The organism is Gryllotalpicola protaetiae, from assembly GCF_003627055.1.
Classification (GTDB): Bacteria; Actinomycetota; Actinomycetes; order Actinomycetales; family Microbacteriaceae; genus Gryllotalpicola; species Gryllotalpicola protaetiae.
The window spans coordinates 1604717-1630109 of record NZ_CP032624.1 but is presented as its reverse complement, the minus strand read 5'-3'; the positions used below and the strand labels follow the sequence as shown (position 1 = coordinate 1630109).

Annotated in this window: 29 protein-coding genes and 1 tRNA gene; 14 read left to right on the top strand and 16 right to left on the bottom strand. The window is 69.1% G+C overall.

Annotated features, from left to right (window positions below; all coding sequences use genetic code 11):
- The first annotated feature begins 76 nt into the window (after positions 1–76).
- Entirely contained in the window at positions 77–736 is a 660-nt protein-coding gene (locus D7I44_RS07975) for a sugar O-acetyltransferase (RefSeq protein ID WP_245980118.1), read from the top strand.
- On the opposite strand, the gene D7I44_RS07970 is transcribed toward D7I44_RS07975, so the two are convergent.
- The gene (locus tag D7I44_RS07970) at positions 703–1290 is read right to left on the bottom strand and encodes a TetR/AcrR family transcriptional regulator (protein WP_162940142.1); all 588 of its coding nucleotides are present in this window, start codon (positions 1288–1290) and stop codon (positions 703–705) included. The genes D7I44_RS07975 and D7I44_RS07970 overlap by 34 nt on opposite strands.
- 65 nt (positions 1291–1355) lie before the next feature.
- On the opposite strand from D7I44_RS07970, the gene D7I44_RS07965 reads away from it, so the two are divergent.
- The 4 genes from D7I44_RS07965 to D7I44_RS07945 all read left to right on the top strand — a co-directional run bounded on the left by D7I44_RS07965 (position 1356) and on the right by D7I44_RS07945 (position 4894).
- Positions 1356–2381 (top strand): hypothetical protein, encoded by a 1026-nt coding sequence (locus D7I44_RS07965; protein ID WP_120789008.1) that lies wholly within the window; start codon positions 1356–1358, stop codon positions 2379–2381.
- A gap of 207 nt (positions 2382–2588) precedes the next feature.
- A complete protein-coding gene (locus D7I44_RS07960) occupies positions 2589–3170 on the top strand; it encodes an HdeD family acid-resistance protein (protein WP_162940141.1) in 582 nt (193 codons plus the stop codon).
- A 24-nt stretch (positions 3171–3194) separates the two neighbouring features.
- Positions 3195–3665: a hypothetical protein gene (locus D7I44_RS07955; protein WP_120789006.1), complete on the top strand. Its 471-nt coding sequence runs from the start codon at positions 3195–3197 to the stop codon at positions 3663–3665.
- Positions 3666–3688: 23 nt separating this feature from the next.
- A complete protein-coding gene (locus D7I44_RS07945) occupies positions 3689–4894 on the top strand; it encodes a PucR family transcriptional regulator (protein ID WP_162940140.1) in 1206 nt (401 codons plus the stop codon).
- Positions 4895–4937: 43 nt separating this feature from the next.
- Here the strand turns inward: D7I44_RS07945 and D7I44_RS07940 are convergent, their stop codons facing one another.
- The gene (locus tag D7I44_RS07940; RefSeq protein WP_120789003.1) at positions 4938–5735 is read right to left on the bottom strand and encodes an aldo/keto reductase; all 798 of its coding nucleotides are present in this window, start codon (positions 5733–5735) and stop codon (positions 4938–4940) included.
- A 74-nt stretch (positions 5736–5809) separates the two neighbouring features.
- Between D7I44_RS07940 and D7I44_RS07935 the strand changes: the two genes are divergently transcribed.
- Positions 5810–6184, top strand: coding sequence for a DUF2255 family protein (locus D7I44_RS07935; protein ID WP_120789002.1), 375 nt, complete (start codon positions 5810–5812; stop codon positions 6182–6184).
- 41 nt (positions 6185–6225) lie between these two features.
- Here D7I44_RS07935 and D7I44_RS07930 read toward each other — a convergent pair.
- Positions 6226–6299 (bottom strand) — tRNA-Gly (locus tag D7I44_RS07930).
- Between the two features lie 212 nt (positions 6300–6511).
- Between D7I44_RS07930 and D7I44_RS07925 the strand changes: the two genes are divergently transcribed.
- On the top strand, positions 6512–6784 hold the full coding sequence (locus tag D7I44_RS07925) for a hypothetical protein (protein WP_120789001.1): 273 nt from the start codon (positions 6512–6514) through the stop codon (positions 6782–6784).
- Positions 6785–6790: 6 nt separating this feature from the next.
- Here D7I44_RS07925 and D7I44_RS07920 read toward each other — a convergent pair whose 3' ends face one another.
- Together D7I44_RS07920 and D7I44_RS07915 are read right to left on the bottom strand one after the other, a co-directional pair.
- Positions 6791–7297 carry a GNAT family N-acetyltransferase gene (locus tag D7I44_RS07920; protein WP_245980115.1) on the bottom strand — a complete coding sequence of 169 codons (507 nt, stop codon included), beginning with the start codon at positions 7295–7297 and terminating at the stop codon, positions 6791–6793.
- Positions 7297–7647 (bottom strand): ArsR/SmtB family transcription factor, encoded by a 351-nt coding sequence (locus D7I44_RS07915; RefSeq protein ID WP_120790848.1) that lies wholly within the window; start codon positions 7645–7647, stop codon positions 7297–7299. The genes D7I44_RS07920 and D7I44_RS07915 overlap by 1 nt, the downstream gene beginning before the upstream one ends.
- An 87-nt stretch (positions 7648–7734) precedes the next feature.
- Between D7I44_RS07915 and D7I44_RS07910 the strand changes: the two genes are divergently transcribed.
- Positions 7735–9042 carry an FAD-dependent oxidoreductase gene (locus tag D7I44_RS07910; RefSeq protein WP_120789000.1) on the top strand — a complete coding sequence of 436 codons (1308 nt, stop codon included), beginning with the start codon at positions 7735–7737 and terminating at the stop codon, positions 9040–9042.
- Positions 9042–10268 carry an MFS transporter gene (locus D7I44_RS07905; protein WP_162940139.1) on the top strand — a complete coding sequence of 409 codons (1227 nt, stop codon included), beginning with the start codon at positions 9042–9044 and terminating at the stop codon, positions 10266–10268. Before D7I44_RS07910 ends, D7I44_RS07905 begins: the two co-directional genes overlap by 1 nt.
- 4 nt (positions 10269–10272) lie before the next feature.
- On the opposite strand, the gene D7I44_RS07900 is transcribed toward D7I44_RS07905, so the two are convergent.
- Positions 10273–10917 carry an arsenate reductase ArsC gene (locus tag D7I44_RS07900; protein ID WP_120788998.1) on the bottom strand — a complete coding sequence of 215 codons (645 nt, stop codon included), beginning with the start codon at positions 10915–10917 and terminating at the stop codon, positions 10273–10275.
- Positions 10918–10938: 21 nt separating this feature from the next.
- Positions 10939–11646 (bottom strand): arsenate reductase/protein-tyrosine-phosphatase family protein, encoded by a 708-nt coding sequence (locus tag D7I44_RS07895; RefSeq protein WP_342768610.1) that lies wholly within the window; start codon positions 11644–11646, stop codon positions 10939–10941.
- A gap of 10 nt (positions 11647–11656) precedes the next feature.
- Here D7I44_RS07895 and D7I44_RS07890 point away from each other — a divergent pair, with 10 nt between their 5' ends.
- Entirely contained in the window at positions 11657–12370 is a 714-nt protein-coding gene (locus tag D7I44_RS07890) for an aquaporin (protein ID WP_120790847.1), read from the top strand.
- Positions 12367–13740 carry an FAD-dependent oxidoreductase gene (locus tag D7I44_RS07885; RefSeq protein WP_120788996.1) on the top strand — a complete coding sequence of 458 codons (1374 nt, stop codon included), beginning with the start codon at positions 12367–12369 and terminating at the stop codon, positions 13738–13740. Before D7I44_RS07890 ends, D7I44_RS07885 begins: the two co-directional genes overlap by 4 nt.
- 263 nt (positions 13741–14003) lie before the next feature.
- Here the strand turns inward: D7I44_RS07885 and D7I44_RS07880 are convergent, their stop codons facing one another.
- Genes D7I44_RS07880 through D7I44_RS07860 form a run of 5 tightly spaced genes read right to left on the bottom strand, consistent with a single transcriptional unit; the run spans position 14004 to position 18164 of the window.
- On the bottom strand, positions 14004–14414 hold the full coding sequence (locus D7I44_RS07880) for a (R)-mandelonitrile lyase (protein ID WP_120788995.1): 411 nt from the start codon (positions 14412–14414) through the stop codon (positions 14004–14006).
- Positions 14411–14764, bottom strand: a complete 354-nt coding sequence (locus D7I44_RS07875; protein ID WP_120788994.1) for a carboxymuconolactone decarboxylase family protein — start codon at positions 14762–14764, stop codon at positions 14411–14413. The genes D7I44_RS07880 and D7I44_RS07875 overlap by 4 nt, the downstream gene beginning before the upstream one ends.
- A 27-nt stretch (positions 14765–14791) precedes the next feature.
- Positions 14792–16189: an MFS transporter gene (locus D7I44_RS07870; protein ID WP_120788993.1), complete on the bottom strand. Its 1398-nt coding sequence runs from the start codon at positions 16187–16189 to the stop codon at positions 14792–14794.
- A gap of 5 nt (positions 16190–16194) precedes the next feature.
- Positions 16195–17094 (bottom strand): aldo/keto reductase, encoded by a 900-nt coding sequence (locus D7I44_RS07865; protein WP_120788992.1) that lies wholly within the window; start codon positions 17092–17094, stop codon positions 16195–16197.
- A 32-nt stretch (positions 17095–17126) separates the two neighbouring features.
- Entirely contained in the window at positions 17127–18164 is a 1038-nt protein-coding gene (locus D7I44_RS07860) for a zinc-binding dehydrogenase (protein ID WP_120788991.1), read from the bottom strand.
- Between the two features lie 163 nt (positions 18165–18327).
- Between D7I44_RS07860 and D7I44_RS07855 the strand changes: the two genes are divergently transcribed.
- Genes D7I44_RS07855 through D7I44_RS07845 form a run of 3 tightly spaced genes read left to right on the top strand, consistent with a single transcriptional unit; the run spans position 18328 to position 20353 of the window.
- Positions 18328–19236, top strand: coding sequence for a helix-turn-helix domain-containing protein (locus D7I44_RS07855; protein WP_120788990.1), 909 nt, complete (start codon positions 18328–18330; stop codon positions 19234–19236).
- A complete protein-coding gene (locus D7I44_RS07850) occupies positions 19233–19610 on the top strand; it encodes a DUF2255 family protein (RefSeq protein WP_120788989.1) in 378 nt (125 codons plus the stop codon). Before D7I44_RS07855 ends, D7I44_RS07850 begins: the two co-directional genes overlap by 4 nt.
- A 38-nt stretch (positions 19611–19648) precedes the next feature.
- Entirely contained in the window at positions 19649–20353 is a 705-nt protein-coding gene (locus D7I44_RS07845; RefSeq protein ID WP_245980109.1) for a flavodoxin, read from the top strand.
- Between the two features lie 355 nt (positions 20354–20708).
- Here the strand turns inward: D7I44_RS07845 and D7I44_RS07840 are convergent, their stop codons facing one another.
- From D7I44_RS07840 to D7I44_RS07825, 4 genes are all read right to left on the bottom strand, one after another.
- Positions 20709–21446, bottom strand: a complete 738-nt coding sequence (locus D7I44_RS07840) for a M23 family metallopeptidase (RefSeq protein WP_162940138.1) — start codon at positions 21444–21446, stop codon at positions 20709–20711.
- Positions 21447–21510: 64 nt separating this feature from the next.
- On the bottom strand, positions 21511–23667 hold the full coding sequence (locus D7I44_RS07835; RefSeq protein WP_120790846.1) for a copper-translocating P-type ATPase: 2157 nt from the start codon (positions 23665–23667) through the stop codon (positions 21511–21513).
- A 457-nt stretch (positions 23668–24124) separates the two neighbouring features.
- On the bottom strand, positions 24125–24796 hold the full coding sequence (locus D7I44_RS07830) for a DUF305 domain-containing protein (RefSeq protein ID WP_220093847.1): 672 nt from the start codon (positions 24794–24796) through the stop codon (positions 24125–24127).
- An 85-nt stretch (positions 24797–24881) separates the two neighbouring features.
- Positions 24882–25295, bottom strand: a complete 414-nt coding sequence (locus D7I44_RS07825) for a DUF6153 family protein (protein ID WP_162940137.1) — start codon at positions 25293–25295, stop codon at positions 24882–24884.
- Between the last annotated feature and the right edge of the window lie 98 nt (positions 25296–25393).

Sequence of the window (25393 nt, the reverse complement as noted above, 5' to 3'; positions counted from 1 at the left end):
GCCCATCCTACATATGTTGACACTCTCAACATATGGCAGATAAGTTGACGCTCACAACTTATTTGGAGGAGGCAACGTGGCCCACACCGACGGCACGAGCGACGGGCGCTTGACGGCGCTGGTCGCCGTGGATGAAGATCTGCAGAGACTGATGGGCGGCGACTGGATCCGCTACCGCACCTCGCCGGCGCTGCAGGAGCTCAGCTGGAAGGCTCACGCCACGTGTGCCACGATCAACCGCACCTTTTACGAAGCGCCCGACGAGGCCCAGCGTCTGTTCCATGAACTCGTACCGGGCGCCGGAGCGGGCGTTGACTTCCGCCCGCCGATCAGCATCGACTACGGCTTCCGCCTGACCATCGGCGACCGCACCTTCATCAATGCGGACTTCCTCATCATCGGCGGCGGCGCGGTGACGATCGGGGCCGATTGTCTGATCGGCCCTCGGTGCGGCATCTACACCCCGAATCATGCGGAGGGTATCGAGGGTCGACTCGGCGGGTGGGAGCTGCCCGAGCCAGTCACGATCGGCGACAACGTATGGCTCGGCGGATCTGTGACGATCATGCCTGGGGTCACCATCGGCGACAACAGCATCATCGGGGCCGGCTCGGTCGTCACACGCGACGTCCCCTCGGGCGTGGTTGCGGTCGGTAACCCCTGCCGGGTGATCAGGCCGATCGCGGAATCCGATGGTCCGGATCAGCCGAGGGCGGCCGCGAGCGAGGCGAGGTAGGGCACGGGCTCGAGGTCGGCGCCGAGGGCCGAGCGCACGACGTAGCTCTGGGCGATCGCGGTCATGGCGGTCGCCGTCGAGGCGGCGAGGGCTGAGGCATCCGTTGCACCCGAATGCTTCTCGGCCCACGGGGTGATCGCCTCGGTGAGATGCGCTTCGAGCTCGCCGAGGATCTGGTGCACCGCCGCACCCAGGTCGCTGTCGACGGTCGCCTCGCCCCAGAACTGCAGCACGACCGCGAACGGCGGCTGCCGGTCGTGCACGGCGGTGAGCAGCCCCTCGAGCGCCTTGCGCGGGGTGAGCGGCTCGGCACTGTCGCGGGCGAGGGCGACGACGTCCTGCACGCGAGTGCCGAGCACCGTGCGGGCGACGAAGCTGCCGAGCTCGCCCTTGTTGCGGAAGTTGGAGTAGATCGATCCGGCGGAGAGCCCCGACTCGGCGATGATGTCGGCGATCGAGGTGCGCGCGACGCCCTTGCGGGTCAGCACACGGATCGCCGCCTCGACGATCTGCTCGCGTCGGGCCGTGCGGTAGGCCTCTGTCACTCGGGGCATAGCAAAAAGAATACCTGTTCTGTATAGTGAGCCAAACAGAACGGACATTCTCTGAAAGGCACGTCATGACCAGCTCTCGTCAGCACACCAAGTGGGGGTTCACTGTGCTCTTCGGAGTGCTCGGATCGCTCATCGTCGGCCTCTTCCTCCTGGCCTTCCTCTGGCCCGTCGCGACCGCGGCCCCGAACGGCCTGAAGGTCGCGATCAGCGGGCCGGCGCAGACCGTCAGCACCCTCAAGGGCGCGATCGCCAAGCAGACCGGCGGGGCGCTCTCATTCACCGAGGTCTCGGGCCGCTCCGCCGCAGTCTCATCGATCAGGAACCGCGACGTTTACGGCGCCATCGTGCTCGCGCCCCAGCCCGAGGTGCTCACGGCGTCCGCCGCCAACAGCTCGGTCGCGCAGCTGCTCGACACGGCGGCCGGCCAGCTGCAGAACGCGCTGCAGGCGCAGGCGCCCGGGGTCACCGTGAAGACCACCGACGTCGTCCCGCTGTCGAGCGACGACGCGAGCGGCGCGGGCATCACGGCCATGTCCATCCCGCTGGTGCTCGGCGGCATGATCGGCGGCGTCCTCATCTCGTTGCTGGTCGTCGGGGCCGTGCGCCGTGTGGTCGCGCTGCTCGTCTACGGTGCGGCGGCCGGGTTGCTCACGGTGCTGATCGGGCAGACCCGGTTCGGATTCCTGCAGGGCGGGTTCTTCGCCGACTGGGCCGTCCTGTCGCTGGCGATGCTCGCGACGGCCGCCGCGATCGTCGGGCTCAATGCGCTGCTCGGCCGAGGCGGCATCGCGCTCGGTGCCGTGCTGACGATCTGGTTCGCGCTGCCGGTTTCGGGGTCGACCGTGCCGACGCCGTTCCTGCCGTCGCCCTGGGGCAGCATCGGCCAGCTCTTCGTGCCCGGCGCCGGCTCGACGCTCGTGCGCACGCTGAGCTACTTCCCCGACGCGAGCGGCGCGCAGCAGTGGGTCGTGCTCGGCGCGTGGGCGGTCGGCGGCCTGCTGCTCACATTCCTCGGCCACTTCCGGAATGCGGCGCCGGTCAGCGTGCCGGAAGCCGAGCTCGAGCCGGCAGCGGAAGCCGTCCCTGTGTAAGCGGGGGCGGGGGCCCGGCGCGAGACGCTCGGAACGGGGCTTCTCGCGAGCCAGAAGCCCACTTCGGCGCGTCTCGCCGACGCGCCGATGGCGGCGCGCCCCCCGCCGCGCCGGTGCTTGTGGCCGCGCACAATGCGGGGGCGCCCGGAATGGCGGCGGCTCCAGTCCCGCCGCGCGCCGGCCGGTGCCGCCGGAATCATCGGCGCCATGACAGCCCTCTTGCAAACCCCGCTCGAATCCCTCGCCCGGCGCATCGGCGCACTGTGGTGGACCCTGGTGCTCGTCGGCATCGCCTGGATCGTCGTCGGGTTCGTCGTGCTCCGCTTCGACGAATCCACCGTCGCCGTCGTCTCGATCGTCTTCGGGATCATGGTGCTGCTCGCCGCGCTCGGCGAGTTCTTCCGCGCCGCCGTCACCGGCGGCGGCTGGCGGGTGTGGCACATCGTGTTCGGCATCCTGCTGATCGGCGCAGCCGCGCTCGCTTTCGCCAACCCGGGCGGCACCTTCGTCTCGCTCGCCGTGATCGTCGGAGCCTACTTCGTCGCGATCGGCATCTTCGACATCGTCTGGAGCCTGCTCAATGTGAAATTTCCCGGCTGGTGGCTGCAGCTGCTGTCGGGCATCGCCGAGCTCATCCTCGGCTTCCTCGCTTCGCGCTCGTTTGAGTCGAGCGCCGTCGTGCTCGTGACCTTCGTGAGCGTCACCGCGATCTTCCGCGGCATCTCGGAGATCTCCGTCGGTTTCGCCGTGCGCGCGGCATCCGTCCCCACCAAATCCGCAATCCGCTGACCCACCTGACGCAAGGAGAAGAACATGGCCCTTTCCGATGAGCTGCTCAAGCTCTCACAGCAGTCCAAGCATCTCGAAGATTCGGTCGAGGCGACCAAGACGCAGAACGACGCGCGACTCGCCGCCCGCAAGGCCGAGCTCGACCTGCAGCTCGGCGCGGCGCGCGACCGGCTGCACGCCAAGGCCGCGCAAGTGGCCGACGACGAGCAAGCGGCGTGGGCGGATGCTCAGAAGTCGGTATCTGACGCGTTCGCCTCGCTGCGCTCGGACGCGAGCGCGCGCCGTGCACGCTCCGCGGCGAAGCGCGCCGGCCGCGCGGCCGACGAGGCGGAGGCCGACGCGGTCGACGCGGTCGATTTTGCGATCTACGCGATCCAGGAAGCGGAGTACGCCGTGCTCGACGCGGCGGTCGCGCGAGACCTCGCCGCTGCGAAGGCGGGGGACGCTGCACTCTCGACCGCACAGGCAGAGGGCGACTCGACCTGGTCGCAGTGACCTCGTCTCGCTAGCGTGAGCCGATGGACCCCACCACCGCGAGCTGGCCGCTGCTCACCCGCCTCACGCGGGATGTGGCAGCGGCCGACCCGGAGCTCGCGACGCGCATGGCCAAGGCGATCCGCGGCGAGCTCGAGTTCTATCGAACCGACGACACCGTGCCGTTCCCCCAGCTGGTGGAGTCGGCCGCCCGCCACATCGCGGCGGTCGTCGCGATGACCGACCCCGCAGCCGACGTGGCCGAGGTGCGTGACGCCCCGGCCCGTCGGCTCGGCGAGGCACGCGCCCGCGACGGCGTCGCGCTCGCCGACGTGACCGACGCCCTGCGGGTTGGCTCCAAGTTCCTCTGGGGGCGCATCGTCGCCCACGCCCGCGCGACCCAGGTCGCCACAGAGGCAGAGCTCGTCGACATCGCGAGCGAGCTCTGGCTCATGCACGACGAGTTCGTGCAGGCGATGACCGCCGGCTACCGCACGGAGTACTCGCGCGCTCTGCTCGGGCGGCAGCAGGAGCGGCTTGGCCTCGTCTACGGACTGCTCACAGCCCGCGGGCAGGAGGCCGCGTCGCCGTGGGCGGCCGTCGACCGGCTCGGCCTGCCGCGCACCGGCGGCTTCGTGGTCGTCGCGGCCCAGGCGGCAGGGCGCGAGACGGCGCTCGGCCGCATGCCGTTGCCGCGCATCGAGCCGGAGCTCGGCGACCGCGGGCTGCTCTCGGCCTGGGTGATGGCCGGCGGCGTGCAGCTCGGCATCGTGAGCACGGCCGCACCGGACTGGCAGCTACAGCTGCGGGATGCCGCGGCCGACGCCGCGCCGACCGTCGGCGTCAGCCCGGTCGAGCCCGACTACGGTCGCATCGGCCAGTCGGTGCGCCTCGCGCGCACCGCGCTCGCCGCGGCCGACCCTGGCACCCTGTGCTTCTTCGGCGACGCCCCGGTGCCGATGTCTGCGGCCGGCTCGCCCGAGGTGAGCGGGCCGGTCGTCGATGCGGTGCTCGGCGGCCTGCTCGCCGCGCCTGAGACCGAGCGCGATGCGCTGCTCGAGACGCTCACGCAGTGGTTCGCGTCTGACGGGACCGTCGCCGATGTCGCGACGCGCATGTGGGTGCACCAGAACACGGTGCGGAACAGGTTGCGAAGAGTCGCGTCACTCACCGCGCGCGAGGTCGGGCGGCCTCGCGAGGCGGCCGAGCTGTACCTCGCGTTGACGGCGTTTCGGCAGCGGGGGAACTGATCGTTTCGAGACGCGCTACGCGCTCCTCGACGATCGGGAGTCCCTACGCGGAGAGTGCGTTCAGCTTCGCCAGCTCGTCTTCGCTCAGCTCGAAGCCGAACACGTCGAAGTTCTCTGCTTGGTGCTCCCCCGAGCGCGAGCGCGGGATCGGCACGTTCCCCGACTGGATGTGCCACCGCAGCACCAGCTGGTTCGTCGTCACGCCGTGGTCGCGGGCGATCTGCGCGAAGGCCGGCTGCTGCGCCACGCGGTCGCCGAACTTGAGGGGGCTGTAGCTCTCGGTGAGGACGCCACGCGAAGCATCCGCCGCCTGCGCCTCGCTATTGGGGTGCAGCAGCGACACGGGCACCTGATTCACGGCGGGCGTCACCCCGGTCGCGGCGATGACGTCATCGAGCTGCTTCGCGTCGAAGTTGGAGACGCCGATCGAGCGCACGCGACCCTGCTGCTGCAGCTCGACGAGGGTCTGCCACGTCTCGACGTAGCGGCCGTCCTGCGGCTCTGGCCAGTGGATCAAGTACAGATCGAGCTTTTCGAGCCCGAGCCGCTTCATCGTCTGCTCGAACGCCTCGAGCGTCGGGCGGCGGCCGTGGTGCCCGTTCGGCACCTTGCTCGTCACGATGAGCTCGGCCGGGTCGATGCCCGATTTGCGGATGCCCTCGCCCACGGCATCCTCGTTGCCGTAGCTGTAGGCCGTGTCGATCAGCCGGTAACCCAGCCCGATCGCGTGCGCGACGGATTCCGCACCAGCGGCTCCGTTCAGCCCGTAGGTGCCGAGTCCGATCACCGGGATCGTGGTGCCGTCGTTGAGGGGAAGGGTGGGAACAGCGCTGTCCGTCATATTTGCAGGCTAAATCAACAAACGGATGCTGCACAGGGGTCGCGGCGCCGACGACCCTGAGTGACACTGGCGCTATGAGCGAATGGAGCCCTGAGGAAGTTCAGGCGATCGGCGCGATCGAAGAGGTCGGCGTAGCCCCGCTCGCGGGCGACGGCACGCCGCTCGCGAGTGTCACGATCTGGGCGGTGACCGTCGGCGGCGAGGTGTTCGTGCGCTCGGTGCACGGCACTGGCGCCGGCTGGTACCGGCACGTCACCGAGACGGGTCGCGCCGTCTTCTCTGCTGGTGAGATCTCCCGCGAGGTCACGTTCGAGCCGGTCAACGAGGTCAAGAACCAGGCGGTGACGGATGCCTACAACGCGAAGTACGCAGCCCAGCCCGATGCGTTCCGCCAGCCGATGGTCGAGGGCGTCTCGCTCGGCGCGACGCTGAAGGTCGTGCCGGTGTAGCGGTATCGCGGCGCGTCTCGGCGAGCGCTACGAGCGGAAAGTGGAGCCGATGACGGGAATCGAACCCGCGCTGTCTGCTTGGGAAGCAGAAGTTCTGCCATTGAACTACATCGGCGATGCCTTGAAACTACTGGGCTGTGGCCCCTCGGTCAAGGCTTAGTGCACTCATCTGTGCACTCATGCACCTGATTCCAGGTGGTGTTACGAGACCCATCCTATGCGTTGATCTTGGGGAGTCGAACCGGGTCGCGTCGCTCGACCGGTGTCGATACCAACGATCTCCCCGGTCACCGCCGAGCACCATGAGGAGGCGCGCCGACGCCGCGGTTGGTCCTCGGTGCGACCTCATGCTGGTCGCAGACTGGACTTTCCGCGACGATCCTGACCACGGGCAGTTTCCCGTCGACCTGGGTCTTTGACCGCGCCCCTAGCTCGCCCTACAAGTACTGCATCGACCAGGCGGCTGCTGGTACTCAGCGGCTGTTCGATGCGGTGTGTGGCGCTGCCGCGGCGGGGGCCGAAGCGATCGTCGTCGACGAAGTCGCGCCGATCCCGGTGAACGGTGACTTGCCGGAGTTGATCGAGAGAGTCAGCGCCTGAGGCGGTTCAAATGCGAGGCGGGAATCGCCGCTCGATGAGCACCGTGTCGCGCCAGTAGCCTTCCCACGGGCCGTAGCCCATCTGCGCGATGCGCTCGCGGGTGCCGACGGTGCGGAATCCGCGGGAGGCGTGGAGGGCCAGGCTGGCGGTGTTCTCGGGGAAGATCGAGGACTGGATGGTCCAGATCCCGGCTGCGTCGGCGGCCTCGATGAACGCATCGAGGAGCGCGCCGCCGATGCCGTTGCCGCGCGCGGGGGCGCTCACGTAGACGGAGTGCTCGACGACGCCGCGGTACACGGCGCGCGCGGAGGTGGGTGATGCTGCGACCCACCCGACGATCTCGCCATCGAGGTCTGCCACGAGGCGCGGGGCCGGGAGCTTGCCGGAGTCGAACTTCTCCCATGCGGGCGGTTCGGACTCGAAGGTGGCGTTGCCAGTGGCGATGCCTTCGGCGTAGATGGCGTGGACGGCCGGCCAGTCGGCGGCCGTCATGGCGCGGATGCCCACAGGCATCACCTGGTGCGAAGTGCCGCGGCGGCGTTCTTCAGCGCGTCCTCGATGACGGCGTAGTAGGCCCACTTGCCGCGCTGTTCGCGGGTGACGAGGCCGGCGTCGGCGAGGAGTTTCATGTGGTGGGAGACGGTGGGCTGAGATAGGCCGACCGGGTCGGTGAGGTCGCAGATGCACGCTTCGCCGCCGTCGCTGGCTGCGATCAGGGACAGGAGGCGGACGCGGGTGGGGTCGCCGAGGGCTTTGAAGGTCTTGGCGATGCGCTCGGCCTCCTCGACGTCGAGGACGCCGCCGGTCACTGGGGAGCAGCAGGAGGCCGCGTCGGTGGTCAGCGGCGGCAGCGTCGTGGTCATGGGAGGATTCTGCCACATCGCATTGACATTCGTCGATGTGTCCGGCACGCTGATCGCATCGAAGAACGTCGATTCAAGGAGAGTGTTGTGAGCGAGCAGCTGCCCGTCGTGATCATCGGAGCCGGCCCGCAGGGCCTGGCCGCCGCCGCCCATCTACTGGAGCGGGGCATCGAACCCGTGGTCCTCGAGAAGGGGTTCGGCGCGGGCGCCGCGGTCTCCGAGTGGGGGCACGTGCGGCTGTTCTCGGAGTGGCCGGAGCTGGTCGACCAGGCTTCCCGCCGTCTTCTGGAGCAGGGCGGTTGGGCAGCGCCGCTCACGGGCTATCCGACCGGGGGTGAGTGGGTGAAGGAGTACCTCGCGCCGCTCGCTGCCGCACTTGGCAGCCGAGTGCGCACGAGCGCAACGGTCACGGGGGTCAGCCGTGTTGGCCGAGACCGTGTGGTCGACTCCGGCCGCGCATCCCAGCCGTTCACCGTGCACATGCAGCATGCGGACGGGTCCGAGGGGAGGCTGCTGGCGCGCGCCGTCCTGGACGCCTCCGGCACCTGGGAACAGCCGAACCCGGCCGGTGCCGAAGGCCTCCCGGCGCTCGACGAGCGAGCCGCGGCGGCTGCCGGGCAGGTCGAGTACCGCATCCCGGCTTCCGTGTCGGAGCTTTCCGGCAAGCACGTGGTCGTCGTCGGCAGCGGGCACTCGGCGGCGCACGCCGTCATCCGGCTCGCGGGACTCGTCCAGCGCGAGCCGGGCACCCGGGTCGACTGGGCTATCCGCCGCGGAACGCTTGCCGGGTTCGGCTCGGCCGATGACCAGCTCGCTGCCCGCGGCGCGCTCGGCGGCCGGGCGCGGAAGGTCGTCGAAGACGGCCGCGTGAACCTCGTCCCCGGGTTCCGCACGGCCGAGATCCGCCAAGACGACGAGGGCCTCGCGCTCGTCAGCGATGACGGGCAGGAGATCACGGGCGTCAACCATGTCTTCGCACTCACCGGGTTCCGCCCCGAGCTGTCGTTCCTGTCCGAGGTGCGCACCGCGCTCGACCCGTCGTTGCAGGCGGTCGCCGGGCTGGCGTCGGAGATCGACCCGAACGTCCACTCGTGCGGGACCGTGCGGGCCACCGGGGCGCTCGAGCTGGCGCAGCCGGAGCCGGGCTTCTACATCATCGGGGCGAAGTCCTACGGGCGCGCCCCGACCTTCCTCGCGCTCACCGGATACGAACAGGTGCGCTCCGTGGTCGCCGAGCTCGCTGGGGATCATGAGGCGGCCGCACGCAATGAGCTGGTGCTGCCGGATTCCGGGGTCTGCGGCGGTTCCGCGGATCTGGATGGTGGCTCGTGCTGCGCGCCGGCTGCAAGGCAGTCGGTCGAGATCGGCTCGCGCCCGCTGATCCCGCTTGGCTGATGACCGAAGCTGCCGCGGCTCCACCGGCCCGGGCGCTGACCGGTGTGCTCGTCGCACTCAGCGTGACGGTCGTCATCAGCTACGGGGCGCTCTTCTACGCGTTCACGGTGCTCGCCCCGTCGATCACACAGGACACCGGCTGGTCCCAGGTCGCCATCACGACCGCGTTCTCCGTGGGGAGCCTCGTCGGCGCGGTCTGCGGCATCCCGGTCGGGCGACTGCTACAACACTTCGGCCCCAGACCGGTGATGTCGCTCGGCAGTGTGCTGGGCGCGGCATCCGTTGCCGGCGTCGCGATGGCGCCGTCCTTCGCCGCCTTCGCGGCGGCCTGGGTGCTCGCGGGGGTCGCCACGGCGGGCCTGTACTACTCGCCGGCGTTCGCGGCGCTCACCGGCTGGTTCGGGACGCGGCGGGTGCAGGCGATCACGACCCTCACGCTTGCGGGCGGTTTCGCTTCGACGATCTTCGCCCCGTTCAACGCGTTCCTCGACGGGCGTCTCGGATGGCGCGGCGCATACCTGGTGCTCGCCGGCACCGTCCTCGTCGTCACACTCCCTGCGCACGCCTTCTCCCTGAAACTGCCTTGGCAGCCTCATCGCGCCTCGGCTCGGACGCGGGACCGTGACATCCTCGCGAGCCGGCCGTTCGTCCTTCTCGCGGCCTCCGGCACGCTCACCGCGTTCGTCAGCTACGCCTCCCTCGTCGCACTTCCGGTGCTCCTGCTCGGACGCGGCGCGAGCCCGGCCCTGGCGGCCTGGGCGGTCGGGCTCGCCGGTGCTGGGCAGGTCAGCGGGAGGCTCGTATACCCGTTGCTGAACCGCACACTTCGGCCGCGAACGCGCGCCGCGTTCGTCATTGCGCTTCTCGCCGCGAGCCTCCTCGCGCAGGCGATGATCCCGGGCCCGGAGTGGCTGTCGATCACGATCGCGATTCTCGGTGGCGCCGCCCGCGGCCTGTTCACTCTGGTGAACGCCACCCTGCCGGCTGATCTGTGGGGTCCGGAGCGCTACGCGGCGCTCAGTGGCGTCTACCAGGCGCCGCTGGCCGCGGCCGGGGCGCTCGCGCCGGGCATCGGGGCCGGGATCGCCGTGGTCGCCGGCGGCTATCCGGTGCTGTTCGCCATCCTCGCCGCCGTCTCCGTCGCCGCGGCGCTGATCGCTCTCGCCGCCGGGAAGACAGCCGAGTACGCTGCCGCGGTGTCGGCGGCCATCACGGTCGCGGAGTAATGGGTCAGCCGGCTGCGGCCATGTTCAACTCGCCCAGCAGGTGTAGCACGCGCTGCTCGATCGCGTCACGGATCGGGCGCACGTGAGCGACGTCGAGTCCGGCGGGGTCGTCGAGTTCCCACTCCTCGTAGCGCTTGCCGGGGAAGACCGGGCAGGCATCCCCGCATCCCATGGTGATCACGACGTCAGCGGCTCGCACGATCTCGTCCGTCCACGGCTTCGGGAACTCGGCGGCGATGTCGATGCCCCGCTCGGCCATCGCCGCGACCGCGGCCGGGTTCACCCGGTCGCCGGGCTCGGAACCGCCGGACCAGCCGATCGCGGCCTGCCCGGCGTAGCGCTGGAAGAACCCGAGCGCCATCTGCGAGCGGCCGGCGTTGTGCACGCACAGGAACAGCACCGTCGGCTTCCCATCCGCCTGCGGGCCCTCCACCCGGGCCAGCGCGTGCAGCCGCTGGCGGGAGAACCGCTCCGCGAGCACCGGCAGGAACGTCGCGACCGTGGCATGCTCGGCCAGCTGCCGGTGGGACTCGTGCAGGAACCGGTCGATGGTCTCCTTCCCGAAGACTCCCTCGAACTCGGCAGCCAGTCGTTCGGCGCAGTTGCGCAGCGCGAGCTCCTGGTCGAGCGTGACGTTCGCGTGGGACATCGTCGTCCTCACCTCTTCCTCTCAGGCCGCGGCGATCCGCGGCGCCAGATCCTCGACACGTTCGGCCAGCAGCTCGAACGCATCGTCGAACGCCTTCCGGGTGCCGAGTGCAACCGGGTCCGGGATCGACAGATGCAGCGCGTGAGGCTCGGCGAGTTCTTCGTGCGCGAGGTCGCACACCGTGATCACGAGATCGCCCGGCTGCGCCACCTCGGCAAGCGCCTGCGGCGCGACCTCCGGCAGCTCCAGCCCGTGCCGGTGGGCGGCATCCAGCGCGCCGCGGGCGATCTTCTCGCCCGGGTGGGTGCCGGCCGAGGTCGACGGGATCGCGCTCCTCGTGCGCCACAGCGCCGCCGCGAGGTGTGAGCGGGCGGTGTTGGCGGTGCACACGAACACCACCCGTGGCGCCGTGAGCAGCGCGCCCGGCAGGAGCCCTACAAGGCCGGCGCGTTCCAGGGTGAGGTAGCTGCGGCGCCGGTCGGCCTCCGAGCGGTGCCGGCTGATCAGCCCGGCTCCTTCCAGCGTCTTCAGGTGGTGGGCCATGAGATTCGAGGGCATGCCGAGCTCGGCCTGCAGCTCCACCGGGGAGCGGTCCCCGAGCGAAAGCGCGTCGACGATCCGCAAGCGCGCCGGATCGCCAAGCGCCGCATGCACGGCGGCACGCCTCTCCACCTCAGTTCGCTCAACATTCATCGACTCAAGCTTGACTGAGCGATCGGTTTTCGTCAAGCTGTTCGCCGTGACCTCCCATCCCGCCCTCTGGCGCCGCGCGACCGCCGAGTTCCTCGGCACAGGGCTGCTCGTCGCGATCGTCGCAGGCTCCGGCATCGCGGCCCAGCAGCTGTCTCCGCACGACGTCGGGCTCGAGCTGATGGAGAACTCGATCGCCACTGCGCTCGGCCTCGCGGTGCTGATCCTGATGCTCGGCCCGATCTCCGGCGCCCACTTCAACCCCGTGGTCACCCTCTCCGACGCGCTCCTCGGCGGCCGATCCTGGCGGGAGACACTGGTCTACCTCGCCGCCCAGATCACCGGCGGCATCGGCGGCGCCGGGCTCGCCAACGCCATGTTCGGCACCGGCTACGCGCTGTCCACCAAGCACCGCTCCACCGCCGGCCACCTGATCGGCGAGGTCGTCGCCACCGCGATCCTCATCCTCCTGATCTTCCTGCTGGCGCGCACCGGGCAGACCGCTGCGGCACCGGCCGCGATCGGCGCCTACATCGGCGCCGCCTACTGGTTCACCAGCAGCACCTCGTTCGCGAACCCCGCCGTCACCCTCGGACGGATGTTCACGGACACCTTCGCCGGGATCGCCCCGGCCTCCGCGCCCGGCTTCCTCGTCGCCCAGCTCGTCGGCGCCGCCGCGGGCCTCGGGCTCCTCGTCATCCTCGTCCCGGCTCCGCGCCTGCGCGCCGCCGACGCCATCGTCCCCGAAAGGACCCTCTCATGACCCATCTGATCGCCATCGGCGGTAGTGACGCCGGCATCTCGGCCGCGCTGCGCGCCCGCGAACTCGACCCCACGGTCGATGTCACTGTCGTCGTCGCCGACCGCTATCCCAACTACTCCATCTGCGGCATCCCCTACTACTTCTCCGGCGAAGTCCAGCCATGGCAGTCCCTCGCCCACCGCACCGCCGCCGACCTCGAGGCCACCGGCATGAACCTGCGCCTCGACACCTGGGCGACCGGCATCGACGTGGCCGGTCAGAGACTCGAGGTCCGCGGCCCCGACGGGATCATCGAGCAGCTTGGCTACGACGAGCTCGTTGTCGGCACCGGCGCCCTGCCCTCCCACGCCGGCATCACAGGCCTCGACCAGCTCACCGCGGACGACGGCGTGCACGTCATCCACTCCATGGGTGACACCTTCGCCCTCGATACACGCCTCGACGAACGCGACCCGAAGACCGCGGTCATCGTCGGCGCCGGTTACGTCGGCCTCGAGATGGCCGAGGCCTTCACCGTCCGCGGCATCAAAGTCACCCAACTGCAGCGCGGCCCCGAAGTCCTCTCCACCCTCGACCCCGAACTCGGCGCCATCGTCCACGCCGAACTCGACACGCACGATGTCGAGGTGATCACCAGGACAACGGTCACGGGGATCGAGAAGACGAGCGACGGCCTCGTCGTGCGGGGCGTCCGCGAAGACGGCCGCTTCGCACGCCTCGCCGACCTCGTCCTCGTCGTCGTCGGCGTGCGCCCCAACACCGAGCTCCTCGAGCACGCGGGCGCGACCCTCGGCGCAGGCGGCGCGGTCGTCGTCGACGAGCACATGCGCACCGGCCTTCCGCACGTCTACTCCGCAGGCGACGGCACTGTCACCCACCACCGCCTCCTCGGCCCCACCTATCTGCCGCTCGGCACCACGGCGCACAAACAGGGCCGCGTCGCCGGCGAGAACGCCCTCGGCGGCAACGCCCGCTTCGCCGGGTCCGTGGGGACCCAGGTCGTGAAGGTCTTCGACATCGTCGCCGCCCGCACCGGACTTCGCGACCATGACGCAGCCGCCGCGGGGTACCAGCCGCTCACCGTCGGGGCCACCGCCGACGACCACAAGCGCTACTACCCCGGCTCCCACCCGATCAGCTTCCAGATCACCGGCGACAACCGAGACGGAAGACTCCTCGGCGCGCAGCTCGTCGGAACCCTCGGCACCGAAGTCGCCAAACGCGTGGACACTTTCGCCACCGCTCTCTACGCCGGCCTCACCATCGAGCAGATCTCCGAGCTCGATCTCTCGTACACGCCGCCCCTCGGGTCCCCGTGGGACGCGGTGCAGGCCGCGACTCAGGCGTGGTCCGCCGCCACGCGCTCCTGATCACGCTCACCGATCGAGAGTTCCCGGCTGGTCAAGATCCGGCAGCCCATTCTTCGCCGCAGCCCGCGCCCGCCGCAGCCGGCTCACCTCCATCCAGCTCAACCGACTCGTCGTGCACCGCCTCGAAGGCGTCGCGGCACGCGTCAAAGCCGGAGAGCGGGTTGGCGCAAGTGTGCTCAGAGGTGATCTCGACGCCACAGCGGGTGCGGCTGGTGAGGAGTGATGGTTGCGCACGCGGCACGGATGCGACGACCGCGGCTCTTCTACGTCGTGTCGGGGCGACGGTATTCGCCGGGTGCGAGGTGCTCCAGCCAGGTGGTTGTGTCCGCGCGGTCGTCGGCGTTGTCGAGCATCGCGAGGTGTTCCATGAAGTCGTCTGGGGTCGCGCCGTGCCAGTGCTCTTCGCCTGACGGGGTGAAGATCGTGTCGCCGGGATGGGCTTCGATGGTGGTGCCGTCGCGGGTGCCGATCAGTGCGACGCCTTCGGTGATGTGCAGCGTCTGCCCGAGCGCGTGGGAGTGCCAGGCGGTATGAGCACCGGGCGCGAAGCGAACGCGGCTTACGCTCATCCGCTGGTCGCTGCCCTGCGGCGCGGCGATCGCGTCGACCCAGACGTCCCCGGTGAAGTTCGAGGCCGGACCCTTGGAGGTCGGTGACTTCGGGACGAGTTTCACGGCTTCTCCCCGTCGGTCGCGTTCTCGATGTCGCCGAAGACCTGCTTGGCGACGAGGATCGCGGACATCGCTTTCGGCCACCCGGCGTAGAAGGCGAGGTGGATGATCGCTTCCTTCAGCTCATCCTCGGTCAGCCCGTTCTGCTTCGCCAGGCGCAGATGGCTGACGAGCTGCTCGGTGCTGGAGGAGGTGACGAGGCTTGCGACGGTGACGAGGCTGCGGTCGCGGCGGCTGAGTGCGGGACGCTCCCATACGTCGCCGAAGAGGACTTCGTCGGTGAGCTCGGCAAGCTTGGGAGCGAAGTCGCCCACGAGCTGTTGGGCGCGGCTGGGCTGAGGCATGTCGATCATGGTCGTCTTTCTGCGGATGGAGGTCGGTTATTCGTGCGGGACGTGCCGCAGCGTCAGGCTCGCGATGGTGGTGATGGCGACGAGAACGGCGATGGCGATGAGGCTGATGCGCAGCCCGGTCATGAAACTCGTCTGGACGGCGATGACGGCGCCGACGGCGGCCACACCGAGGGAGCCGCCCATCTGACGGAACATGTTGAGCACGCCGCTGGCGGTGCCGGTGCGACTGGCCGGGATGCTGTCGATCAGAAGGCTGGTCAGAGGTGGGACGGTGAAGGACCCGCCGACCCCGACCGGAACCATCAGCACAGCGACAACCCATGTGGGGGCGCTGACTGGGATGCAGGCGAGGGCGACGAGCCCCGCGACCATGAGCGCCTGGCCGCCGACGATCGGGACTCGCAGCCCGAACCGGGCCGCCACGCGAGGAACAATGGGACTCAGCGCGGCCACGCAGGCGGTCATCGGTAGAAACAGCAGGCCGGATGTCAGCGGGGAGGCGCCACGCAGCTGCTGGAAATACAAGCTTTGGATGAACACGACGCCGTAGAAGCCGACCATGCCGATGAACGCGGCGGCCAGCGCGACGATCACGCGCCGGGAGCGGAACAGGTCGAGCGGGACCATGGGATGCATGCCGCGCTGCTGCGCGGTGAGGAAAACGATCACGGCGATGACGAACACGGCGAAGCCGGTGAGGATCAGCGGCTGCCCATAGCCGTGGCTGCCGCCTTCGATGATCGCGTAGGTGAGCGCGGCGAGCCCCGCGACTGCAGCGATCTGCCCTGTCCAGTCGAAGGGATGCTCGCGCCGCGGTGAGGTGCCGACACGGAACAGGATGAGGAGGGCGATGATGCCGACCGGCAGGTTCAGGTAGAAGATGATCCGCCAGTCGACCTGGGTGAGCGCGCCGCCGACGATCGGCCCGGCCGCGGCGGCGATGGAGCCGCCCATCGCCCAGTAAGCGATCGCCCGTGCCCGTTTACGGGCGTCCTGGTATGCCTCGCGGATGAGGGCGAGCGCGGTCGGGGTGATCAGCGCCGCGCCGAGGCCCTGCACGAAACGGGCGCCGATGAGGACCGGGAGGTTCGGAGCGAGTCCGCAGGCGGCGGAGGCCAGAACGAACAGGATCATCCCGGCCCCATAGGCGCGCTTGGCGCCGACGCGTTCGGAGAGAGTGCCGGCGAACAGGATCAGGGCGGAGAACATCAGCGTGTACCCAGTGACGATCCACTGCAGCCCGGACAAGCCACCGCCGAGGTCATGCCGGATCGACGGCAGGGCGACGTTGACGACCTGGGAGTCCAGGGCGACGACGAAGAAGCCGAGCATGGCGACCCCGAGCGCCGCACCAGGATGCCCGGCTCGGGGCGCCCGGGACGCGCCCGGTGACGCCGCGAGCGGGAGGGAGGTGGTTTCGGTCATCGCTCTCAGCTGTTGTCCACGGCGCGGGGGAAGGTACGGGTGTTCAGCAGCTCCGGGTCGGGGCCGCCGCGCAGGCCGGTGTCGAGAGCGTCGATCGCGGCGAGCTCGTCGGAGGTCAGGGTGAAGTCGAAGACGTCGAAGTTCTCCGCGATGCGGTTCGCGTGCGTCGACTTCGGCAGCGCGGAGCGGCCTTCGTCGAGGTGCCAGCGCAGGATCACCTGCGCCGGGCTCTTGCCGTACTTCGCCGCCAGTCCCGTGATGACGGGGTTCTCGAACACGTTCCCGGCGCCGGCCCCATCGGAGGGCCGGTAACGGTGGATGCCGCCGATCGGCGACCACGCCTGGGTGAGGATGCCGAGCGTCGTGTCGGCGTGCTGCACGGTGGCGTTCGTGAAGTACGGGTGGACTTCGACCTGGTTGACCGCCGGGACGGTGTCGACCGTGTCGAGGAGCCGGGTGAGGTGGTCGGGGCTGAAGTTGGCGACGCCGATGGCGTGCACCTTGCCCTCGGCGAGCTTGCGCTCGAGCAGCTGGTAGGCGGCGATGGTGTCATCGAAATCGGCCGGGGTGGGCTGGTGCAGCAGATACAGGTCGACGTAGTCCACGCCGAGACGGCGCAGGCTCGCCTCGAACCCGACTTCGGGCTTGTCGTCGGCGTAGTCGCTGATCCACAGCTTCGACTCGATGACGATCTCGGAGCGGTCGATGCCGGATCGCCGGATGCCTACGCCGACCTCGCGCTCATTGCCGTAGGAGGCGGCGGTGTCGATCAGCCGATAGCCGCCCTGCAGGGCGGTCGTCACGGAGGTGACGGTGTCCTCCGGGGAGGCCTGGAACACGCCGAAGCCGAGGGCCGGGATCGCAAGGCCGTTGTTCAACGTCACGGTTATCTGGTTGGTGGTCATTGCGGTGCTGCCTTTCGATTGAAGTGTTCGAGTCACGGGCGGACGAGGACCTTGAGGGCCTCGCGGTCGTTCATCGCCTGGTATGCCTGCGCGATGTCGGGCAGAGCTACGGTGCGGTCGAATACCCGGCCCGGGTGGATGGTGCCGTCGAGGATCTTGGGCATGAGCTGCTCGATGTACGCGCGGGCGGGCGCGACGCCGCCGGTGAGGGTGATGTTGCGGAAGAACATCCGCGCGAAGCCCACGTTCGCGTCCTGGTACTGCGGCACGCCGACCCGCGAGACGGTGCCGCCGGCGCGGACGGCCCCGAATGCCTGGTCGTAGGCGGCGGGGAATCCGACCGCCTCGATGACCACATGCGTGCCGTCACCGTTCGTGAGATCCTGCACCTTCGCGACGCCCTCTTCACCACGCTCGGCGACGACGTCGGTGGCGCCGAACTCGACACCGAGATCCGTGCGGGCCGGGTGGCGCCCCATGAGGATGATCCGTGGGGCGCCGAGCAGTTTGGCCGACAGCACCGCGGACAGGCCGACCGCGCCGTCTCCGATCACGGTGACCGTCGTCTCCGCGCTCACACGACCCTTGACCGCGGCGTGGTAGCCGGTACACATCACATCCGAGAGGGTGAGAAGGTCCGGCAACAGCTCCGAGTCGGCGGGAACCGGGAGCTTCACGAGCGTGCCGTCGGCCTGCGGGACGCGCACGGCCTCGGCCTGCCCGCCGCCGACGTCCCCATTGCCCCAGGAACCACCGTGGCGGCAGGAGGTGTGCAGCCCCTCACGGCAGAACTCGCAGGTGTTGTCGGCCCACACGAACGGGGCCAGCACCAGGTCGCCCTTCTTCAGCGTCTGCACATCCGCCCCGGTCTCCTCGACGACTCCAAGGAACTCGTGGCCCATCCGGGCAATGCCGGACCGTGTGCCGCCGCCGTGGTAGGCGTGCAGGTCCGACCCGCACACGCAGGAGAGCGTGATGCGCACGATCGCATCGGTGGCGGCGAGGATCTTGGGCTCCTCGGCCTCCTCGACGCGGACATCTCCGGGGCCGTACATGAAGGTGGCAAGCATGAATGTGGTTGTGCCTTTCTCGACAAGCGACACGGGCGGCGATCGTCGATCACCTGCCTGCGTCTTCCACTGTGGGCGGTTCCACGCTGACATGGCAGTTGCTGTCGACCCAGGTACTGGCAGCCCACCCCACACGGCGGGCGCCACGCCTACCGTGGTGGTCATGGATCACAAGAGCGAGGTGCAGGAGTTCCTGCGCACCCGCCGCGCCCGCATCACCCCCGAGCAGGCCAACCTCATCGGCGGCGGCAACCGGCGCGTACCCGGCCTCCGCCGCGAAGAGGTCGCGCTGCTGGCCGGGCTCAGCGTGGACTACTACGCCCAAATGGAACGCGGCGATCTCGGCGGCGTCTCCGACGAAGTCCTCGAAGCCCTCTCCCGCGCCCTCCAGCTCGATGAGGCCGAGACCTCCCACCTCTTCGATCTCGCCCGCGCCGCCCACCCACGCCCGGTGCGCCGCAAGCGGCCGGCACCGAACCGGGTGCGCCCCAGCCTGCAACGCTTCCTGGATGCGATCACGGACGCCCCCGCCTGGGTACGCGACGAGCACATGGACTTCGTCGCCGCTAACCGGCTCGGGCGGGCCCTGAACGCGCCCCTGTTCGCGAACCCGCGGCGCCCCGTCAACAACGCCCGCTTCGTGTTCCTGAACGAACCCGACGCACGCGAGTTCTACACCGATTGGGAGACCGGCGCCGACGACATCGTCGCCACCCTGCGTAGCTACGCCGGCAAGCATCCGCACGACAAGCAGCTCACCGACCTGATCGGCGAACTCGTCACCCGATCCGAGCCGTTCCGCATCCGGTGGGCCGCGCATAACGTGCGCTTCCACCGCGCCGGGATCAAGCGCCTGCGCCATCCCGTCGTCGGCGACCTCGAGCTCACCTACGAGGGCCTCGACCTGCCCGCCGACCCCGGCTGGCATCTCTTCACCTTCACCGCCGCCCCCGGCAGCGCCTCCGAGGAGCGACTGAAACTGCTGGGCAGCTGGGCCGCCACCATCGAAACCGAGGCGGCACCACAGCCGGCGGAGAACACCGAACCCAACCGAACGAAGGAACCATCATGAGCACCTGGGCCGAGGCCGAACTCGAAGTCTTCGACGACGTTGACGAACTGCGCGTGTCGTCCGTGCGTGCCGACGGCACGACCACCCGGCCCGTGATTATCTGGGCGGTGCGCGTCGGGGATCATGTCTACCTGCGTTCCGTCCACGGCCGCGGCGCCGGGTGGTTCAAAGGCACCCGCACCACCGGCATCGGGCACATCAGCATCGGCAACATCGAGCGTGACGTCACGTTCACCGAGGTCACCGACGCGGCGGCCCAAGAGGCGATCAGCGACGCCTACCGCAGCAAGTACCGCCGCTACGCGAAGAACATTGTCGACTCGACCGGTACCGCCGACGCCCTGTCCGCGACCCTCGAAGCCATTCCGCGCTGACCGCTCGCCGAGCACACCAAGCGGAACGGACGTCAGCGATGCCTCGTAGCGGCCGCGTCCGGGAGCTGCGCCGGCGCGATCTTATGCGCACTGGTCTGGTCCTCACCGGCGGCGTTCTGGCATCCGCGGCATTGGCAGCCTGCACCCCACGAACTGGAACCACCGTGAACGAATCAGGACGACCTTCCCCGGCGGCGCATCCCACGCCGTCGGCCGCCCCTGCCCAGCGCGTTCTCATCGCGTACTTCTCCCGCGCCGGCGAGAACTACCGCTACGGAGGCCGGGTCGACCTGAAGGTCGGCAACACGCAGGTCGCCGCCGAGATGATCGCCGACCGCATCACTGCGGACGTCTACCGCATCCAAGCTGCCAACCCCTACCCCCACGACTACGAGCAGACAGTCGCCCGCAACGTCCAAGAGGAACAGGACGATGTACGACCCGCAATCCGCGGACAGCTGCCCTCGCTCGACGACTACGACACGATCCTTCTCGGTAGCCCGATCTGGAACGTTCAAGTCCCGATGATCATGCGCACCTTCGCCGAAGCCCTCAACTGGTCCGGGAAAGACGTCTACCCCTTCGTCACCTACGCCGTCAGCGGCATGGGGAACGCACAGACCGACTACACCGACCTCTGCAACGGCGCCACAGTCCACGACGGCCTCGCTCTGCAAGGAGAAACCATTCACGATGCCGGCCAACGGGTACAGTCGTGGCTGCAACGAACTGGCCTCGCGTAGCTTGACCTCCGTGCGCACACATCAGGCCACCGGCCGAGGCGCAACGAGAACTTGCCGAGTTACCAGTGGAGAGCCCCGGAAGTTGTGAGATCCGGCCTTTCAATCTCCGGCAAGCGGGTCACCTCAGAGCTGACGCTCGGCGGTGAGTTCGGTGCCGCAAGCGACGCATGTGATCATGCGGTCGCTGTTTGCACACTGGCCCGACTGCGAGACCGAATTGTCCACAAGAAGCGATCCCGCACGCGGCGAGCTGTGATCTATCTCAGCTCACGGGCCCCGTCCGCATGCGGCCAATGTTGTGTCGACCTCCACCTCGAGTAGCTCCTGAACTCATGGGATGGCGCTCAACGCGTTCTCACGCAAGCCACGGCAGCGGGTCCACCGCGGTCACGCCGTCGAGGAGGACCTCGAAGTGGAGATGCGGCCCGGTGCTCTCACCCGTGCTTCCCACGGTTCCGATGACAGCGCCGGCCGACACCGTCTGTCCGGCCGAGACCCGGGGCAGGGTTGCCATGTGGGCGTACATGGTGCTCACGTGGCGGCCGCCGATGATGTGGTCGATGACGACGTAGTTGCCGAGTGCACCGCCGTACTTGGCATCCCGGACTATGCCGGGGGCGGCGGCCATGATCGGGGTGCCGACGCCGGGGATCATGTCGACGCCTTGGTGGTTGGACGAGCACGCGGAGCAGGGTGCACTGCGGGCGCCGAAGAGCGAGCTGAGCGGAACGGGATGCCCGAACGGCCAGGCGAGATTCCCGGCCGGCACGGTTTGGAGGGCGGTGCCGGCCTTCGGCGCCTTGGGGGCGGCCGGTCTCGGTGTGACATTCACGGCATAGGAATCCCTGATAATCGCGGCGGCTCCGGTGTCGGCGACCCGCATCGACTGGGTGCTCAGCGGGCGTGCGCTGTGGGATGCCGCGGGTGCGGCCGAAGAGACGATCGGGATCGCCATCGCGGCGAGCAGCCCGGCGATCGCGAGGACCGCGAGGGTGGCTGCGGGGCGGAGCTTCGGGAGGGGCTTGCGCCGCCTGTTGGCTTCCCTGAGCGAGCGGCGTGTGCGGTGAGTGGCAGGGAGGGTGGGTTCTGTCATGGTTCCTTCGTGGTCGGCGGCCGCGATCGCCACCCAGGAGCGGCGGTGCGAGCGGGGCTGCGCGTCAGCGCACGGGGGCGAGGGATTCTGGGGCCAGTCGGATGCGGCGCAGCAGCTGGGCGTTGAGGGCGACGACGATGGTGGACACGGACATGAGGATCGCGCCGACCGCGGGCGAGAGCACGAATCCGATCGGGGCGAGGACGCCGGCGGCCAGCGGCACAGCGATGATGTTGTAACCGGTGGCCCAGACGAGGTTCTGGATCATCTTGCGGTAGCTCGCGCGGGACAGCTCGATGACAGAGAGCACTGCGCGCGGGTCACTGGAGGCGAGCACAACACCGGCGGACTCGATCGCGACATCGGTTCCCGCACCGATGGCGATGCCGACGTCTGCGCGGGCGAGAGCAGGCGCGTCGTTCACGCCGTCTCCGACCATCGCAACCTTCAGGCCGCGATGCTGCAGCTCCGAGACCTTGCTGTCCTTGTCGGCAGGGAGCACCTCGGCAAAGACCTCGTCGATGCCGAGTTGCCGTCCGACGGAGTTCGCGACGTCGGCGGTATCCCCGGTGATCATCGCGACCTTCACCCCGCGCTCGTGCAGGGCGCGGATCGCGGCATCCGACTCAGGGCGGATCTCGTCCTGTAGCGCGAACGCGGCCAGAGCATCTTCGCCGCGAAGGAGGTACAGAACCGTGGCGCCCTGAGCGGCGGCCTCTGCTGCCGGGCCGCTGATGCTCTCAGGGGCCACAACGCCCGTTTCTTGGAGGAGGCGCGGTCCGCCGACCCGGATGAGCGCGCCGTTCACCGTGGCCTCGACCCCGCGGGCGGTGCGCGAGCGGAAGGCCGTCGCTGCGGGGCGCGCTGTGGTGCCGTGCTCGTCGGCGGCGCGAACGATCGCCTGAGCGAGGGGATGCTCGGACGAGGCTTCGACGGCCGCGGCGAGCTGCAGCGCCTCAGCTTTGTCGATGCCGGCCGTGATGGTGCGCGAGACTGCGGGCTCACCGCGGGTGAGGGTGCCGGTCTTGTCGAACAGGACGATGTCGATCGTCCGCATCCGCTCGAGCGCGAGCCGATTCTTCACCAGCACGCCCGCCTTGGCCGCCCGCTCGGTCGAGATCGAGATCACGAGCGGGATCGCAAGACCCAGCGCGTGCGGGCATGCGATCACCAGCACAGTCACGGTGCGGGCGATCGCATCGGTCGGGTCGCCGAGCAGCATCCAGACCACGAACGTGATGAGCCCCGCACCTGCGGCGAAGTAGAACAGCAGCGCAGCCGCCCGATCAGCAAGCGCCTGCGCTCGCGAGGAGGACCGTTGGGCCTCATCGACGAGGCGGCGGATGCCGGCCAGCGCCGTGTTCTCGCCCACGGCGGTGATCTGCACCCGGATCGCGGTGTCGGTAGCCACGGTCCCGGCGACGACCTGAGCGCCGACACCGCGAGTGACGGTGCGGGACTCGCCGGTGATCATCGACTCGTCCACCTCCGCCTGGCCGTCGATCACGGTCCCGTCCGCCGGCACACGGCGGCCGGAGCGGACCAGGACGATGTCACCTTCGGCGATCTCGCCCAACGGGATCTCGACGATGTCCTCGCCGCGGACCAGCTCCGCCGTGTCCGGTAGCAGCGCAGCCAGTGCATCCAGTGCGCCGGAGGCGGCGCCGAGGGCGCGCATCTCGAGCCAGTGCCCGAGCAGCATGATCGCGATCAGCAGCGCGAGCTCCCACCAGAAGTCGAGCTCGAGCGACGGCTTGATCACAGTCGCCCACGACGCGACGAACGCAACCAAGATCGCCATGGCGATCAGCGTCATCATGCCGGGCTTGCGGGTTCGCAGCTCGGAGACGGCTCCGGTGAAGAACGGGTAGCCGCCGTAGACGAAGATTACCGTTCCGAGCACGGGAGAGACCCACGCGGCCCCGGAGAACGTGAGCTGGTAGCCGAGGATGTGCCCGAACATTTGGCTGAAGATGACCACGGGCACCGCCAGGACCAGGCTCCACCAGAACCGGTCCCGGAACTGCGCCGCGTGATCGCCGTGGCCGCTGTGGCCGCCGTGGCCCATCCGGTCATGCCCAGAGTGGCCCATCTGATCGCGCGCGGCATGCTCGTGCGATGCGCCGTGCTCGCGCTCGCGCTCGTGCTCGTGCTCGTGCTCGTGCTCGTGCTCGTGCTCGTGACCAGCATGATCGGCCGGCGCACTGTGCCGAGTCGGCATGCCGCGTTCATCAACGTTGCCGGCGTAGGCGGCCGGGTCGGCATCGAACGCTGCGACGCAGGAGTCGCAGCACAGATAGTAGGTGCGGCCCTCCCACTCGCGGCTGCGTCCTGCTGCTTCCGCCTCGGTGCGGCTCACCTGGTTGTCCGTCATCACCGGGCAGGCGATGAGATCGGTCGCCCCGGCGGGCGTGTCGTGGTGGTGGTCGTGACCGTGGCTGTGTGTGTCGCTCATAGTCGTGCTCCTTTCAGCGCCGCCGTCAGCTGGAACGGTGCTGACGCTATTCCGGTGCGGCGGAGGGTCGATAGCCCCGGCCAGCCAAGGTGGGTGGTCGCGGCGGGAAGCGCCCGGTGTGCGGGTGGGCGGAAGGACGGGGATGGCATCGGTGCCAGCTTTCAAAGCGTCGCAGGAACGCCCGGGAGCGGCCGGACCGCCGGCCGCTCCCGGGCGGCGTCGCTCAGCCCATGCTCTGGAGCATGGACTGCATCGTCTGGATCTCCTTGGTCTGAGACTCGACGATGCTGTGCGCCAGGCGCAGCGCCTGCGTATTCTGACCATTCGAGATCTCGGTCTGTGCCATTTGCGTCGCGCCCTTGTGGTGCTCGATCATCAGGGTCAGGAACGTCTTGTCGACGCCCATGCCCGTCGCGGCTTCCAGGCTCTTCATGTCCTCAGGCGTCATGCCCGGCATGCTGGAGGCCGTCGGCTCGCTCATGTCCATGCCACCCATCGAAGAATCGGACGGCATCGGCATCGAGCTCGGTTCGGACATGCTCACCGGCTCTCGCCAAGCGCGCAGCCATCCGGTCATCTCGTCGATCTCCGGCGACTGCGCCTTCTGGATCTTGTCGGCCAGTTGCCTCACGTCCGGCATCGCAGCCTTGCTCGCGGCGATCTGCGCCATTTGGACCGCTCCTTGATGGTGGACGATCATCATCTGCGCGAACGTCACATCTTGCGCGTTGTGCTTTGCGGAAACGGACGATGACGTCGACGGAGATGTGCTGGTGCCGGGCATTCCCGACATCCCCGAATGAGAGGACGAGTTGCTCGATGAGCAGCCGACGAGAACGCCGACGATGGTGACAGCGGTCGCCGAGGCGACCGCAATGCGGGTATTCAAGTTCACGGAGGTACTCCAAGTACAGGTCTGATGAGGAACAGAAGCGTTGAAGGAGTCGCCCGAAAACAGGCAGACTCCTCCTACGCCCCCATCAGATCCGGAGCACTCCGAGGGTGAGATTGCGTTCGATACCGCGGACCGGGCGCGGCGAATCGGCTGGAGCAATCTGTGCGCGCGGCCGCAAAGACGTGAGGGTGCCGAGCAGCCCCGGGGCTGCAAGCATCGCCAGGGCCAGCATCACCACCAGCGCCATGCAGCATGTCTCCATCGCATGAGACATGTCACCCATCGGCGCCGTCACCGCCGCGTGCGCCATCGGGCCCGTGTCGTGGGCTGCAGCATGGCCGACCGCATGCTCCAGGTGCGCGGCAACCGCAGAAGCGGCGGCGTTCGGGCCGCTGATCACCTCATGCATGCCCGCCAAGCCGAACAACACGCCCAGCGCAAGTACCACCAGCAAGACACGACGCACCACGGCGGCCGCGCGAGAACTGGTGGCATGCACGGAAACAGGGTAGCCCCTCCCGTCCTCCGCCGCCCAGGAAGCTCCGCAACCTCGACGAGTTCACCGTCATGCCGGTCAGCGCTCACTGACACGTGTCA

What these genes read in the sequence shown, in the direction of transcription:
- D7I44_RS07970 (WP_162940142.1), bottom strand. Translation starts at nt 1,290, where the DNA reads ATGCCCCGAGTGACAGAGGCCTACCGCACGGCCCGACGCGAGCAGATC.
- D7I44_RS07965 (WP_120789008.1), top strand. Translation starts at nt 1,356, where the DNA reads ATGACCAGCTCTCGTCAGCACACCAAGTGGGGGTTCACTGTGCTCTTC.
- D7I44_RS07960 (WP_162940141.1), top strand. Translation starts at nt 2,589, where the DNA reads ATGACAGCCCTCTTGCAAACCCCGCTCGAATCCCTCGCCCGGCGCATC.
- D7I44_RS07955 (WP_120789006.1), top strand. Translation starts at nt 3,195, where the DNA reads ATGGCCCTTTCCGATGAGCTGCTCAAGCTCTCACAGCAGTCCAAGCAT.
- D7I44_RS07945 (WP_162940140.1), top strand. Translation starts at nt 3,689, where the DNA reads ATGGACCCCACCACCGCGAGCTGGCCGCTGCTCACCCGCCTCACGCGG.
- D7I44_RS07940 (WP_120789003.1), bottom strand. Translation starts at nt 5,735, where the DNA reads ATGACGGACAGCGCTGTTCCCACCCTTCCCCTCAACGACGGCACCACG.
- D7I44_RS07935 (WP_120789002.1), top strand. Translation starts at nt 5,810, where the DNA reads ATGAGCGAATGGAGCCCTGAGGAAGTTCAGGCGATCGGCGCGATCGAA.
- D7I44_RS07920 (WP_245980115.1), bottom strand. Translation starts at nt 7,297, where the DNA reads ATGCCTGTGGGCATCCGCGCCATGACGGCCGCCGACTGGCCGGCCGTC.
- D7I44_RS07915 (WP_120790848.1), bottom strand. Translation starts at nt 7,647, where the DNA reads ATGACCACGACGCTGCCGCCGCTGACCACCGACGCGGCCTCCTGCTGC.
- D7I44_RS07905 (WP_162940139.1), top strand. Translation starts at nt 9,042, where the DNA reads ATGACCGAAGCTGCCGCGGCTCCACCGGCCCGGGCGCTGACCGGTGTG.
- D7I44_RS07900 (WP_120788998.1), bottom strand. Translation starts at nt 10,917, where the DNA reads ATGTCCCACGCGAACGTCACGCTCGACCAGGAGCTCGCGCTGCGCAAC.
- D7I44_RS07885 (WP_120788996.1), top strand. Translation starts at nt 12,367, where the DNA reads ATGACCCATCTGATCGCCATCGGCGGTAGTGACGCCGGCATCTCGGCC.
- D7I44_RS07875 (WP_120788994.1), bottom strand. Translation starts at nt 14,764, where the DNA reads ATGATCGACATGCCTCAGCCCAGCCGCGCCCAACAGCTCGTGGGCGAC.
- D7I44_RS07870 (WP_120788993.1), bottom strand. Translation starts at nt 16,189, where the DNA reads ATGACCGAAACCACCTCCCTCCCGCTCGCGGCGTCACCGGGCGCGTCC.
- D7I44_RS07865 (WP_120788992.1), bottom strand. Translation starts at nt 17,094, where the DNA reads ATGACCACCAACCAGATAACCGTGACGTTGAACAACGGCCTTGCGATC.
- D7I44_RS07860 (WP_120788991.1), bottom strand. Translation starts at nt 18,164, where the DNA reads ATGCTTGCCACCTTCATGTACGGCCCCGGAGATGTCCGCGTCGAGGAG.
- D7I44_RS07855 (WP_120788990.1), top strand. Translation starts at nt 18,328, where the DNA reads ATGGATCACAAGAGCGAGGTGCAGGAGTTCCTGCGCACCCGCCGCGCC.
- D7I44_RS07850 (WP_120788989.1), top strand. Translation starts at nt 19,233, where the DNA reads ATGAGCACCTGGGCCGAGGCCGAACTCGAAGTCTTCGACGACGTTGAC.
- D7I44_RS07845 (WP_245980109.1), top strand. Translation starts at nt 19,649, where the DNA reads ATGCCTCGTAGCGGCCGCGTCCGGGAGCTGCGCCGGCGCGATCTTATG.
- D7I44_RS07840 (WP_162940138.1), bottom strand. Translation starts at nt 21,446, where the DNA reads ATGACAGAACCCACCCTCCCTGCCACTCACCGCACACGCCGCTCGCTC.
- D7I44_RS07835 (WP_120790846.1), bottom strand. Translation starts at nt 23,667, where the DNA reads ATGCCGACTCGGCACAGTGCGCCGGCCGATCATGCTGGTCACGAGCAC.